Origin of the sequence: Lutibacter sp. A64, assembly GCF_022429565.1 — a bacterium.
Lineage (GTDB): Bacteria > Bacteroidota > Bacteroidia > Flavobacteriales > Flavobacteriaceae > Lutibacter.
This window is the reverse complement of the sequence record NZ_CP092487.1, coordinates 3,455,589-3,469,940: the sequence shown is the minus strand read 5'-3', so window position 1 is coordinate 3,469,940 and position 14,352 is coordinate 3,455,589. Positions and strand designations below refer to the sequence as shown.

Here is a 14,352-nt window from a genome sequence, read left to right as displayed (position 1 = left end):
TTTAAAAAAAATAGGTAGCTAAAATTTAAATTTTAGCTACCTATTTCCTTTTAGACTTTTTATGTTTTAAAGCTTATATAGTATCTAATCTCCATCCTCCAAAAAGAAAATTTCGTTCACAGGTTTTTTAAAAATTTCGGATATTTTTAAAGCCAAAACCGTTGAAGGTACATATTTATTTAACTCCATAGCATTTATAGTTTGCCTACTTACTCCTATAATTTCAGCAAGCTTGGCTTGAGTTATATTATGTATAGCACGTTCTACTTTTATATTATTCTTCATAACTAGTAGACTTTTTAGTTTTATACAAAACATAATGAAAACGCATTATAAAAAATAACAAAATAGTAAACATATTATAAATCATTACGTTAAGAAAACTTAAATCAAACACAAAAAGTATAGTCAAAATCAACACTATATAATTTACATAAGTTGCCCAAATTAAACTTTCCATTCTAATTTTAGAAATATACTCATCCTCATCTTTTGTTTTTGAAAATGAGACTAAAATCCCTCCAATTATTAATAAAATTGAAGCCAGTTCGTCTGCAATATTATTATTAGACCATTGAAAAATGGGATTAGATGTTAAAAACCCTTTTTCTTCACTAAATAATGGAAAAACAGACATTTCCCATTTTGGAAATTCAAATTCATTTAAAGTTAAAATTACTCCTAAAATAATTCCAACCAAAAATAAAATCCAACCTAATGGTTTGTATTTATGCGAAAATAAAAATCGTGATTTCATATTATATCGTTTAAAATATTCTCAAATGTAAGGTTTATTTTACATATAGACAAGTAATTTTTACTATTGCGGTTTCGTAAAATTACGTATCTTTGAATTTGTAAAACTGATACGCTACATGAAAATTTTAAAAAAAATACTTCTATTAATAATTATTATAGTAGTATTTGCAATAATTAGTGGCATACTGTACTTCAACAGTTTAAAACCAAATTATTCTGGAGATTTAAAATTAACTGGAATTGAAAACAAATCCGAAATCTATTTTGATGATTTTGGAATTCCACATATTTATGCAGAAAATCAATTAGATGCTATGGTTGCTTTAGGCTATACTCATGCGCAAGATAGACTTTGGCAAATGGAATTAATGCGAAGAATTGCTCCAGGAAGATTATCGGAGATTTTTGGTGAAGATATGCTTCAAAACGACAAGTTTTTTGCAAGTTTAGGAATTGAAGAAGCAGCTATTAAATCAATTGATAAAATAAATACGAATAACGAAACCTATAAATTAGCCACTGCATATTTAGATGGTATAAATCAGTTTATGGACAATGGCCCTACTCCCATTGAATTTACTTTAATAGGAATAGAAAAAGAGCATTATCAACTAAAAGATATTTACAATATTTTAGGGTATATGTCTTTTAGTTTTGCAATGGCTCATAAAACAGACCCACTGCTTTCAGCAATAAAAGAAAAACTAGGAACAAATTATTTAAAAGACTTAAATATAACTATTGATTCTAAAACTACGCTTATAAAAAACGCCAAACAAACAGTTGAAAACTACACTAATATAGTTGCCAGTGTAAGTGAAATTATAAAAAAATCACCAGTTCCACCTTTTATTGGAAGCAATAGTTGGGTAGTTTCTGCCAACAAAACAAATACTGGAAATGTACTTTTTGCTAACGATCCACATATTACATATTCACAGCCAGGAACTTGGTACGAAGCGCATATTACAGCTCCAAATTTCGAAATGTATGGCTATTATATTGCAGGAGTTCCATTTCCGTTATTAGGACATAATCACAATTACGCCTACGGTTTAACCATGTTTGAAAACGATGATATTGACTTTTACAAAGAAGAAAATCATCCTTCAGAAAAAAATAAATACAAATTTAAAAATGATTATTTAGAGTACACATCTGCTACTAAAACCATAAAAATTAAAGATGCATCACCTATTACAATTACAGTTAGAAATTCTCATCATGGTCCAATAATAAACGATGTTTTAGAAACAGTTTCTGAAACAGATCCAATTGCAATGTCTTGGGTTTACACACAATTAGATGGCGTAGTTTTAGATGCATTACATACTATTTCTAGAGCCACTAAAATGGAAAATGTTAAAAAAGGTGCTTCTATGATTCACGCTCCAGGCTTAAATATTATGTATGGAGATACTAATGGTAATATTGCTTGGTGGGCAACCGGAAAATTGTACAAGCACAAACCTCATGTAAATAGTAAATTTATTTTAAATGGTGCTTCTGGTGAAGACGAAATTACACAATACTTAAATTTTAGTGAAAATCCAATGGCAGAAAACCCATCTTGGAATTACGTATATTCAGCCAATAACCAACCAGACACTATTGCAAACAGCCTGTATCCAGGATATTATTTACCAGAAGACAGAGCCAAAAGAATAGTGCAACTTTTAGCTCCAAAAGACAATTGGAGCAAAGAAGATATGGCAAGTATGATTAACGATGTTACCTCTGCAGTGGCTCCAGATTTAATTAAAGAATTTACAAAAATAATTGACCATACTTCGTTTTCAGAAAAAGAACAAGACGCAATTTCAATTTTAAAATACTGGGACGGATCAAACACACCAGATAAAATTGCCCCAACTATTTATAATAAATGGATTTATCTATATTTAAAAAATACGCTTAAAGATGAATTGGGCGATAAATTATTTACGCAATTAATGAGCACTCATTTAATTAAGAGAACTATTGCAGATTTAATTAAAAAAGATTCATCCGTTTGGTGGGATAATATTACAACTAAAAACATCACCGAAACCCGAAAAGATATTTTATCAAAATCTTTAGTTGAAACTGTTACCTCATTAGAAAAACAACTTGGAGTAGAAATAAAAGGTTGGAAATGGGGAAAAGTACATACTTTAGAACACGGCCATCCGTTAGGAACAATAGCTGCATTAAAAAAATATTTTAATGTAGGCCCATTTCCTATAAAAGGAGCTAGAGAAGTTATTGACAATAGAGGTTACGATTATAACGAAACTGGATTATATACGGTAAATTCGGGTCCTTCTACAAGAAGAATTATAGATTTTTCGGATATTGAAAATAGTATTAGTATCTTGCCAACAGGTCAATCTGGAAACCCATTTAGCAAACATTATAAAGATCAAGCCGAAATGTACAACAACGGAGAATTCAGAAAAATGAAACTAAATAAAGAAGAAATTATTAATAGTTCAACTAAATTAACTATTCAGCCAAAAAAATGAATAAACGAATAACCATAAAACAAATTGCAAAAGCATTAGGTGTTTCAATTTCAACAGTTTCAAAAGCTTTAAATGATAGTTATGAAATAAGTGACGAAACAAAAAGTAAAATACAAGAGTATGCCAAACTTCATAAGTACAAACCCAATACGCTTGCACTGAGTTTACAAAACAAAAAAACCAAAACAATTGGTATTATTATTCCAAATATTTTAAATTATTACTTTGCAAGAGCATTACGTGGAATAGAAAAAGTAACTACAGAAAAAGGGTATAGTATTATTACTTGTATTACTAATGAATCTTATAAGAAAGAAGTAGAAACTATGGAAATGCTTTCCAATGGTACTATTGATGGCTTTATTGCTTGTATTTCAGTTGAAACTCTAAAATTAAAAAAATTCGATCACTTTCATGATATTTTAGACGAAGAAACCCCTATTGTTTTATACAACCGTATACACAAAGATATTAATTGTGACAAAGTTGTAACAGACAATACTAAAAGTGCGTATAAAGCAACTCGTTTTCTAATGAAATCTGGCTGTAAAAATATTGCAATAATTTCAACTTCTGAAGGCTTAAACATAAACAAATCTAGAATAAAAGGGTATTTAAAAGCTCTTACAAAATATGGTATAACTCCAAACGAAAACCTAATTCTTAAACAAGAAGACGAAACCAACCTGCTTGAGCGAATTAATAATATGTTAGACAATAACGAAGTAGATGGAATCTTTTCTGTAGATGAAGTTTCTGGAGCTATTGCAACACAAGTACTAAACAATAGAAATATTAAAATTCCTGAAGAAGTATCAATTATTGGGTTTACTAATGGTATTTTATCTAGATATGGATCTCCTCCATTAACCAGTGTAAATCGTTTTGCCCATACAACTGGTGAAATTGCTGCAACACGACTTATAGATAAATTAGAAGGTAAAATTAAGTTTAACGATATTAAAACTGAAGTTATAAAAACTAAATTGGTTGAAAGAGATTCAACAAAAAAACTTTTTATAAAGTTTTAACTAAAAAGTGAAATTGCTATGCTTGTTAAAATTTTTGGTAGTGCCGTTTTCGGCGTAGAAGCAACAACTATAACGGTTGAAGTAAATATAGATAAAGGAATTGGTTACCATTTAGTTGGTTTGCCAGACAATGCTATTAAAGAAAGTAGCTATAGAATTTCTGCTGCCTTAAACAATAACAAATACAAATTACCAGGTAAAAAAATAACCATAAATATGGCTCCTGCCGATTTACGCAAAGAAGGATCTGCATACGATCTAACTTTGGCAATTGGTATTTTAGCAGCTTCAAACCAAATTAAATCCGAAAAAATTGGGGATTATATTATTATGGGAGAACTTTCTTTAGACGGAAGTTTACAACCTATAAAAGGAGCTCTACCAATAGCAATTAAAGCGCGAGAAGAAGGCTTTAAAGGATTTATTTTACCAAAACAAAACGCTAAAGAAGCTGCAATAGTTGGTGATTTACAAGTATATGGTGTTGAAAACATTACTGAAGTCATTAATTTTTTTGATGAAAAAAAAGAACTCGAACAAACCATAATCGATACACGTGCCGAATTTTATAAAAGCCTAGACAATCCAGAATTTGATTTTGCTGATGTAAAAGGTCAAGAATCTGTAAAACGTTCTATGGAAATAGCAGCTGCAGGTGGACATAATATTATACTTGTTGGACCACCAGGAAGTGGAAAAACAATGCTAAGCAAACGCTTACCTTCCATTTTACCACCAATGACGTTACAAGAAGCTCTAGAAACAACAAAAATACATTCTGTAGTTGGCAAAATAAAAGATAGTGGTTTAATGTGTCAACGCCCATTTCGCTCTCCGCATCACACAATTTCAGATGTTGCCTTAGTTGGTGGAGGCCAATATCCACAACCAGGTGAAATTTCTTTATCACATAATGGCGTGTTGTTTTTAGATGAATTACCAGAATTTAAACGCACCGTTTTAGAAGTAATGCGTCAACCTTTAGAAGACAGAGAAGTTACAATTTCTAGAGCTAGATTTACCGTTACTTACCCAAGTAGTTTTATGTTAGTTGCTAGTATGAATCCGAGTCCAAGTGGTTATTTTAACGATCCAGATGCACCAGTAACCTCTTCACCTGCTGAAATGCAACGTTATTTAAGTAAAATTTCTGGACCACTTTTAGATAGAATAGATATTCATATTGAAGTCAACCCAGTACCCTTTGAAAAACTTTCCGAAGAACAATTAGGAGAACCAAGCAAATTTATAAGAGAACGTGTTACTAAAGCACGGGAAAAACAATCTGAACGCTTTTTAGAAATCGAAAACGTACATTACAATGCACAAATGAGTGTAAAACAAATTCGTAAATTCTGTAAACTAAGTGAAGAAAGTAAAAATCTCTTAAAAAACGCTATGGAGCGTTTAAACCTTTCTGCCAGAGCTTACGATAGAATTTTAAAAGTTGCACGTACAATTGCCGACTTAGAAGGTGTTAAAGACATTTCATCTAACCATATTTCAGAAGCTATTCAATACAGAAGCTTAGATAGAGAAGGTTGGTTAGGTTAATTAATTTAACTTTGTTTTCTCTTTAAATAAATATTATACACCAACCCAATTAAGATTAAAGCTATTCCTAATAAAGTCCATAAATTATATACTTCTCCAAACCAAGAAGCTCCTATTATAATCATAAAAACAACTTCTAAATATTTTAATGGAGCAATTACATTTGTTTCATGAGATTGGAAAGCTTTTGTCATATATAATTGACCAACATATCCAAAAATTCCTAAACTTAATAAAAGGAGCCATTCTACATTACTAGGTGTTTTCCAATTATTTATAGACATAATACCACCAAAAACAAAAGCCATTACCATAAAATAATTGATAATTACCAATGGGTTTTCTGTATCTTTTATTTTACGAATTACCACAAATATTACACCTAAAGAAATTGCAGATAAGATTACAAAAAATAACCCTATTGAATTCACTTCTACACCAAAACCCTTAATTATTAAAACACCTATAAAAGCTAATAAAAATAAAAACCATTGCATTGGTTTTACTTTTTCTTTTAAAAAAATAAATGCAAAAATTGCAGCAAAAATAGGAGAAGTATATCTTATTGAAACTGCAGTACCTACCGCTAAATAATTTAGAGAATGAAAAAAACAAGTTAAAGATATTACCCCGGCTGCACCTCTAATAATTAACAACTTTTTATTATTTCCTAAAAAAGAAACTTTTTGTCTTATAATTAATGGCACTGTAAAAAATAGGGTTCCTATAGATCTAAAAAAAACAATTTGATACGCGCTAAAATCATTTAAATATTTTACAACTGCATTCATTAGTGAAAATGCAATTACACTAAAAATCATATAAAAAATTGCTGTTGTATTTTTCATAGTGTCTGGGTTTCTTTTTTAATAGCTAAATACTTTTGCGAAAGTAACAATTTCTATAATTGAATTTGTTATTTAATGTTTAAAGATGAAATTTATTTAATAAGTTAACTCGTAATTTTATATAAAAATAAAATAAAGCACACTTTATAATTAAAAAAGGGGCTTTTTCCCCTACCTAAAAAAGTGAAATACCTCCTATACTTAAACCTGAAAACAAGATACTTTTACATTAGGAAAAAGATTAATCAAGTAGTATAATTAGAGGAGATTGCATCAAAACCACTCAAATATTGAGTGGTTTTATTTGTTAACACTATTATATACTTAAATTTTCAGCAACAATTGACTTTACATTTTCTGTTAAAGAAGTAATTCCTTTATAACTAGAATGCTCTAAAACAATTACTACCAAATCCTCTTCTAAATACTGTGTTAGTCCGGTACTAAACCCATTCCATTTACCGTGGTGATAAACAATATTATTATCTTTTGGGTCTATTCTAAATCCAAAACCATACGGAATTTCTCTTTTATAAATTGTTTCTCCTTTGGTATACATTAATTTTAATAATTCTTTTGATATTAGGCTACCACTATTCAATCCTAAAATCCATCTATACAAATCTTCACTAGTGGTATAAACATTTTTATCACCAACTATAGCATCGTTAACAGTACTATTTATTTTTAAATGCCTCCAACCTTTATAAAGTCGATAACCATCTAACTGATTTTTTCGAACACTATCATTTTCAAAACTATACACAAAAGTGTTTTTCATATCTAATGGATCAAAAATATTTTGTTTTACAAAAGTGCTAAAACTTAAACCAGATACCTTTTCTACAATAGAAGCTAAAACCAAATAACCTGTATTTGAATAGTCAAATTTTTGTCCTGGTTTATAAAATCTCTGCACCTTGCTAGATGCAATTAAATCCATCATTTCACTATTGGTTGGAGCAGCTTGTTTTTTCCACTTATGCTCTGCAATCCAAAAATATTTTGGCAAACCTGCAGTATGGTTTAATAAATTTTTAATGGTCACCTGCTCGTAAGGAAAATCTGGGAAATAATTAGTTACAGTGTCGGTAAGTTTAATTTTATTTTCTTGATATAGTAACATTATAGCTGTGGCAGTAAATTGTTTACTTACTGATGCCAATTGAAATAATGATGTTTTATTAATTGGTTGTTTCTTTCTAAAATCTGCATAACCAACTTGGTTGTTATATACTATTTTTCCATTCTTAGCTACTAAAACTGATCCGTTAAAATCCTGTCTTTTATTAATACGTTGTAATAAAGAATCTAATTTATGATTTACTTTTTTTGTCTTTTCTAAAGGGTAATATTCAAGTGAAATTGGTTTTTTAACCTCAATTTTAATGGTTTTGGAAGTGTTTTTCACTAATTCCGAACTTGGTGATATTTCGGTTTTAGTATTAAAAGATAAAATAATTAATATAATTATTAAAGGGAAAACGATGTACTTAAAATATTTTTTCAAACGGGGCTAATTTTAAAGCTAGCTAATTAACAATCTATTCTATAATTTTCAAAATAGAAATTCCGTTTTAACATTTTTTTTAAAAAATGGAATAAGAATTAACCTATTTAAATACAATTTTACCACACAAAAACATCAATTTTTAAAAACCAACAGCAACAATTAAAAGCATACTACTTTTTATGTAAACTTTATGTAAATATTTTATTATTACTTCCTAAAATGTAACTGTCATATAATTTTGAATTAATAGAAAAGTAACATAACTGAGATACTTTTATTCTCTAAAATTTTAATTCAAACTTAAACACATGCAAATTAAAAAATTACTTACATTTTTCACCTTATTTTGTACACTTATTGCAAATGCCCAAAATACAGGAACTTTAAAAGGCACAATTACTACAGAACAAGGAGAGCTTGTTTATGGAGCAAATATTTTAATTAAAAGTATCTCATTAGGAACAACTTCAAACGAATCTGGAAATTACTTGATAAAACAAATTCCAACAAATAACTATACTATTGAAATTTCTTATTTAGGATACAATACTATTACTAAAAACATTCAAATAACAAACACTGAAACTATTCAAAACTTTGTTTTAAAAGAAAGCTCTTTTCTTTTGGAAGGAATTGTAGTTACATCACAAAAAAGAGAACAAAAAAACAAAGAAGTACCAATTGCAATAACCTCTTATGGCACAGAATTTATTGAAAATCAAGGGACTTTTGAATACGATGCTTTATCGGAATATGTACCTGGTTTTCAGGTTCAAATACAAAGTGTAAACAATCCAGGAATTGTAGTTAGAGGGATTACAAGTGATAGTGGAGATTCTAGAGTAGAACCAAGAGTTTCCATTTTTCAAGACGGCGTTTCAATTAGTAAATCTAGAGGTTCTGTTGTTGAATTATTTGACATAGAACGTGTAGAAGTTTTAAAAGGTCCACAAGGGACTTTATTTGGAAGAGGCGCTCAAATTGGCGCAATGCACATTATACAAAACAAAGCTAAGAACGAAACCTCTGGTGCTATAAAATTAGGATATGGTAACTTTAACCAAAATTTAATTACTGGATATTTTAATGCTCCTTTAGCAAAAGATAAACTTTTTTTTAGAGCTGCTGCAATTTATAATTCTAGAGATGGATATATAGAAAATGTTTCTGGTGGCGATTTAAACGGTAAAGAAACAACTGCTTTTAGAGCTTCATTTAAATATTTAATGAGTGATGCTACTTCATTAGATGTAATTGCTAACTGGCAAAAAGACACACCTCCTGGAACTTCGTTTAAAAGTGGCTCATTTGCTCCAATTAACGGCAATTTAAATCCAAATACCTTTGCAGATTTAGAAAGAGGTGAAGATTTAGGTTTAGACAGAACCGTTTATGGTATTACAGCTATTTTAAACCATCGTTTTAATACTATGTGGGACTTAACTTCAACAACAGCTTATAGAGAGTTTGACTCTAACGAAGCTTTTGATGCCGATGGAACTGCTGCTCCTGCCCTATTTTTTAATGAAATTTCTGAAGGTAAACAATTCAGTCAGGAATTTAGATTTAATTTTGATAACGATAAAAAATTTAGGGGTTTCTTTGGTGCTAATTTCTTTTATGAAGATGGTTCGCAAAGTGTTCCTTGGGAGTATAACGAACAAAGTTTAGCAATGCTACTTTTAAACCCTGCTACTTTTATAGTTGAAGGAACCCCTATGCTATTGCCAGCAATTCCAAATGATCCAGCTACTTTTGGACCAATTGCAGGTGCTCCATTAAACGATTTTAATACTGAAACTTACACCAATTTTGGAGAAAATTATTCTGGAGATATTTTTATTGATGCTTCTTATGATGCAACAGAAAAATTATCTTTCACAATAGGTTTAAGAGCTACTTTAGAAAATATAAATGCTGCTTATCAAGTAATCGATTCAGAAAATCCTTCTTTTTTAGGTTATGTTTCTGGTAACTTTCCAAATGTATTAAACGTATCTACAAATGGAGAAAAAATTAAAGCTAGTGATAACTTTTTATCAGCAGTTGGACGTGTAGCAGCAAACTACACTGTAAATGATAATATTACATTATTTAGTACCGTTTCTAGAGGAAGAAGACCGAACGTAATTAATATAACAGCAACAGAAACCAATATTTTATCAGATGAAATTGTAAACTCTTATGAAATAGGAGCTAAATCATTATTTTTAAATAACAGATTACAATTCGACATAAACGCTTATATCTATGATTATTCTAACTTCCAAACTTCTGTTACTAAATACGAAGACGGAACCTTAACAAATACAACAGAAGATAGTGGTAATGCAAGTTCTTTTGGTTTTGAAGCTGCAATGCAATATGCTTTTTCAGAAACTTCAAGCTTTTTTGCTAATTATGGTTATATAGATGCAACTTTTGATAATGAAGATTCTGATGGAAATCCACAAGAATTGGCAGGAAACACATTTAGATTAACTCCTAAAAATTCATTTGCTTTCGGATTAAACATCAACCCAAAATTAAATGACAAATTAACTTTGTTTATCAGACCTACATATACTTACAAATCTAAAGTCTTTTTTGAAGAAACTAATTTACCTAACATTTCACAAGATTCGTATGGTTTATTAAATTTTAGAACAGGAATTACAATAGATAAAAAATATGAATTAAGCTTTATAATGAGCAATGTTCTTGATGAAGAATATATTATTGATGCTGGAAACACAGGTGGAGCTTTAGGTATACCGACATATATAGCAGGTGCACCAAGATTTTATAGTGTACAAGCAAAAATTAATTTTTAGTACCTTACAACCCAATAGCAACTTACAATTTTTACAGTAAGTTGCTATTTAAAATTAAATTCCAATGAAAAAAACAATAGTACTATTCCTTTTTTTAGCAACAAGCTTTTTAGTAAAAGCACAAGAAGTAGCTCAACTTAATAAATTAGCAGCTATAGAAAATACTATAAATATTTCTGAAGCCGCTACCGAAGGAATAAAACCTAACAACCAAGCTAAAATTATTTGGGCAAAAGATTACAAGCAACAACAAACCCAAATTGCATTTGTGTACTTACATGGTTTTGGCGCTAGCAATAGAGAAGGCGAACCAATAATGTCTATGCTTTCAAAAAAATACAACGCCAATGTTTATATGACGCGTTTAAAAGAACACGGATTAAATAGAGATGATAATTTTAAAAATTTAACACCTGAAAACTATATAGCATCGGCTCAAAAAGCCTTAGCAATAGGGAAGCAATTAGGAAAACAGGTGATTTTAGTAAGCACATCTACCGGTGGAACTTTAAGTTTAAAATTGGCTTCAGAAGATAATTCTATTGCTGGCTTGGTACTATATTCTCCTTTTATTGATCTTATAAATCCTTCGTTTAAAGCTATTGCTTCTCCTGAAGGAAAAGCAGGATTTATTAAAATGAATGGAAGTGAAATTTTAAAACAAAACAGACCTGAAGAAGAAGCTAAATATTGGTCAACTACATACCATATTAATGGTTATGAAGCTCTGATTAAAATGTTAACAAGCACTATGATTACTGAAACTTTTTCAAAAGTAAAAACTCCAGTTTTTATTGGATATTACTATAAGAATGAAAAAGAACAAGATAAAGTAGTTTCAGTACCTGCTATTTTAAATATGTTTGATGTTTTAGGAACACCAGCATCTAAAAAAATGAAAGTTGCTTTTCCAAATACAGGAAACCATGTAATTGCGTGCGATTTAAGATCTAATGATTGGGAAAATGTATACAACAAAACAGTTACCTTTATAGACAGTTTAATTTTAAATACTATGAATACGTATAATTTTGAATTACAAGGACACAGAGGAGCAAGAGGTTTAGAACCAGAAAATAGTATGCAAGCCTTTAAAAAAGCATTAGAATTAGGTGTAAACACCCTAGAACTAGACGTAGTTATTAGTAAAGATCATAAAGTTTTAGTTTCTCATGAACCTTGGTTAAATTTTGAAACCACATTAGATTCAAAAGGAAATAAATTAACAGAAGAAACTGCTTTAGCATATAACATTTACAAAAATAATTACAGTGACATTAAAAAATATGATATCGGTTCAATTGGCGATCCAAAATTTCCAGAACAAAGAATAGTTACCGCCTATAAACCATTATTAGCCGAAGTTATAACTTATGCTGAAGCTACAAATCCTGAAATTCTTTATAATATTGAAATTAAAAGTACACCTACAGAAGAGGCTAAAGGTTACCAGCCAAGTGTTGCTAAATTTTCTGATTTAGTAGTAGAACAATTAAAAAAAGCCAATTTACCTTTAAAAAGAGTAGTAATACAAAGTTTTGACCCTAGAGTTTTGGAATATCTCCATAAAACACACCCTGAGTATAAATTATCATTTTTAACCTATCAAAATAATTTTGAAACAAATATGAAGATGCTAAGTTTTATTCCAGAAATCTATAGTCCTTATTATATTTTATTAACCAAAGATGAAGTTGCTAAAATTCAAAATAACCATATGCAAGTAATTCCGTGGACAGTAAATGACAAAGAAGCTATGATTAATCTACTAAATATGGGTGTAGATGGAATTATTACCGATTATCCAAATATTGCAATTCCATTAAGAAAATAGATTGCTTGTTATATAAAACAAAAAAGCTGTTTAAAAAGAACATTAACGTCAACCTGAACTTAATTCGGAATGACGTGTTTTGCTCCTTTTAAACAGCTTTTTTATAGGTATAAAACTTTTAATATCTATAATATTCTGGTTTAAATGGTCCTTCAACCTTTACACCAATATATTTAGCTTGATCTTCTCTAAGTTCTGTTAATTCAACACCAATTTTAGCTAAATGTAGTTTTGCTACTTTTTCATCTAAATGTTTTGGTAACATATATACTTTATTCTCGTAAGCATCTCTGTTATTCCACAATTCTAATTGAGCCAATGTTTGGTTTGTAAATGAATTACTCATTACAAAACTAGGATGCCCAGTTGCACAACCTAGGTTTACTAAACGTCCTTCTGCTAAAACAATAATTTCATTTTCGCCAACAGTATATTTATCAACTTGTGGTTTAATTTCCACTTTTGTTGAACCGTATTTACCATTTAACCAAGCCATATCAATTTCATTATCAAAATGTCCAATATTACAAACTATGGTTTTATCTTTCATTGCCTCAAAATGGTGACCTTGAACAATATCTTTATTACCTGTAGTTGTAATAACAATATCTGCATTTCCAACAACAGTTTCTAATTTTTTAACTTCAAAACCATCCATTGCAGCTTGTAAAGCACAAATTGGATCAATTTCTGTTACTGTTACAATAGCTCCAGTTCCTTTAAATGAAGCCGCTGTTCCTTTTCCAACATCTCCATAACCACAAACAACAACTCTTTTACCAGCTAGCATAATATCTGTTGCTCTTCTAATTGCATCTACAGCACTTTCTCTACATCCATATTTATTATCGAATTTAGATTTTGTTACTGAATCGTTTACATTAATTGCAGGAATTGGTAATGTACCAGCTTTCATTCTGTCATATAAACGGTGAACTCCTGTAGTTGTTTCTTCAGAAAGGCCATTAATTCCAGCAGCTAATTCTGGATATTTATCCAATACCATATTGGTTAAATCTCCTCCATCATCTAAAATTAAGTTTAATGGTTTTCTTTCTTCTCCAAAAAATAAAGTTTGTTCAATACACCAGTCAAATTCTTCTTCACTTAAACCTTTCCAAGCGTAAACTGAAACTCCTGCAGCAGCAATTGCAGCAGCAGCTTGGTCTTGTGTTGAAAAAATATTACAAGAACTCCAAGTAACCTCAGCTCCTAGGTCTACCAACGTTTCAATTAAAACTGCCGTTTGAATAGTCATATGTAAACAACCTGCTATTCTTGCTCCAGCTAAAGGCTTTTGTCCTTTATATTCTTCTCTTAAACTCATTAAACCTGGCATTTCAGCCTCTGCTAATTGAATTTCTTTACGTCCCCAATCTGCAAGATTGATATCTTTTACTTTATATTTTACGTAAGATGATGTTTCTGTACTCATATTTATTAAATTTGTTTTTTATTTAAAACAATTCACATTTTTTGTTTTAAAGTTTTGCAAA

10 protein-coding genes are annotated in these 14,352 nt (G+C 29.8%); 5 read left to right on the top strand and 5 right to left on the bottom strand.

Annotated features, from left to right (window positions below):
- Positions 1-84: 84 nt before the first annotated feature.
- Both MKD41_RS14175 and MKD41_RS14170 read right to left on the bottom strand, forming a co-directional pair.
- Entirely contained in the window at positions 85-285 is a 201-nt protein-coding gene (locus tag MKD41_RS14175) for a helix-turn-helix transcriptional regulator (protein ID WP_240242999.1), read from the bottom strand.
- Positions 275-757, bottom strand: coding sequence for a hypothetical protein (locus tag MKD41_RS14170; protein ID WP_240226457.1), 483 nt, complete (start codon positions 755-757; stop codon positions 275-277). The genes MKD41_RS14175 and MKD41_RS14170 overlap by 11 nt, the downstream gene beginning before the upstream one ends.
- Positions 758-875: 118 nt before the next feature.
- On the opposite strand from MKD41_RS14170, the gene MKD41_RS14165 reads away from it, so the two are divergent.
- The 3 genes from MKD41_RS14165 to MKD41_RS14155 are packed head-to-tail and all read left to right on the top strand — an operon-like array spanning position 876 to position 5,848.
- On the top strand, positions 876-3,263 hold the full coding sequence (locus tag MKD41_RS14165) for a penicillin acylase family protein (RefSeq protein WP_240242998.1): 2,388 nt from the start codon (positions 876-878) through the stop codon (positions 3,261-3,263).
- Positions 3,260-4,294, top strand: coding sequence for a LacI family DNA-binding transcriptional regulator (locus MKD41_RS14160; protein WP_240242997.1), 1,035 nt, complete (start codon positions 3,260-3,262; stop codon positions 4,292-4,294). Before MKD41_RS14165 ends, MKD41_RS14160 begins: the two co-directional genes overlap by 4 nt.
- 18 nt (positions 4,295-4,312) lie before the next feature.
- Positions 4,313-5,848, top strand: coding sequence for a YifB family Mg chelatase-like AAA ATPase (locus MKD41_RS14155; RefSeq protein ID WP_240242996.1), 1,536 nt, complete (start codon positions 4,313-4,315; stop codon positions 5,846-5,848).
- Positions 5,849-5,853: 5 nt separating this feature from the next.
- Here MKD41_RS14155 and MKD41_RS14150 read toward each other — a convergent pair whose 3' ends face one another.
- Together MKD41_RS14150 and MKD41_RS14145 are read right to left on the bottom strand one after the other, a co-directional pair.
- Positions 5,854-6,696 (bottom strand): DMT family transporter, encoded by an 843-nt coding sequence (locus MKD41_RS14150; protein WP_240242995.1) that lies wholly within the window; start codon positions 6,694-6,696, stop codon positions 5,854-5,856.
- Positions 6,697-7,012: 316 nt separating this feature from the next.
- Entirely contained in the window at positions 7,013-8,206 is a 1,194-nt protein-coding gene (locus tag MKD41_RS14145) for a serine hydrolase domain-containing protein (RefSeq protein ID WP_240242994.1), read from the bottom strand.
- A 311-nt stretch (positions 8,207-8,517) separates the two neighbouring features.
- Between MKD41_RS14145 and MKD41_RS14140 the strand changes: the two genes are divergently transcribed.
- The gene (locus MKD41_RS14140) at positions 8,518-11,022 is read left to right on the top strand and encodes a TonB-dependent receptor (protein WP_240242993.1); all 2,505 of its coding nucleotides are present in this window, start codon (positions 8,518-8,520) and stop codon (positions 11,020-11,022) included.
- Positions 11,023-11,086: 64 nt separating this feature from the next.
- Entirely contained in the window at positions 11,087-12,856 is a 1,770-nt protein-coding gene (locus MKD41_RS14135; RefSeq protein ID WP_240242992.1) for a glycerophosphodiester phosphodiesterase family protein, read from the top strand.
- A gap of 118 nt (positions 12,857-12,974) precedes the next feature.
- Here the strand turns inward: MKD41_RS14135 and ahcY are convergent, their stop codons facing one another.
- The gene (ahcY, locus tag MKD41_RS14130; protein ID WP_240242991.1) at positions 12,975-14,291 is read right to left on the bottom strand and encodes an adenosylhomocysteinase; all 1,317 of its coding nucleotides are present in this window, start codon (positions 14,289-14,291) and stop codon (positions 12,975-12,977) included.
- Between the last annotated feature and the right edge of the window lie 61 nt (positions 14,292-14,352).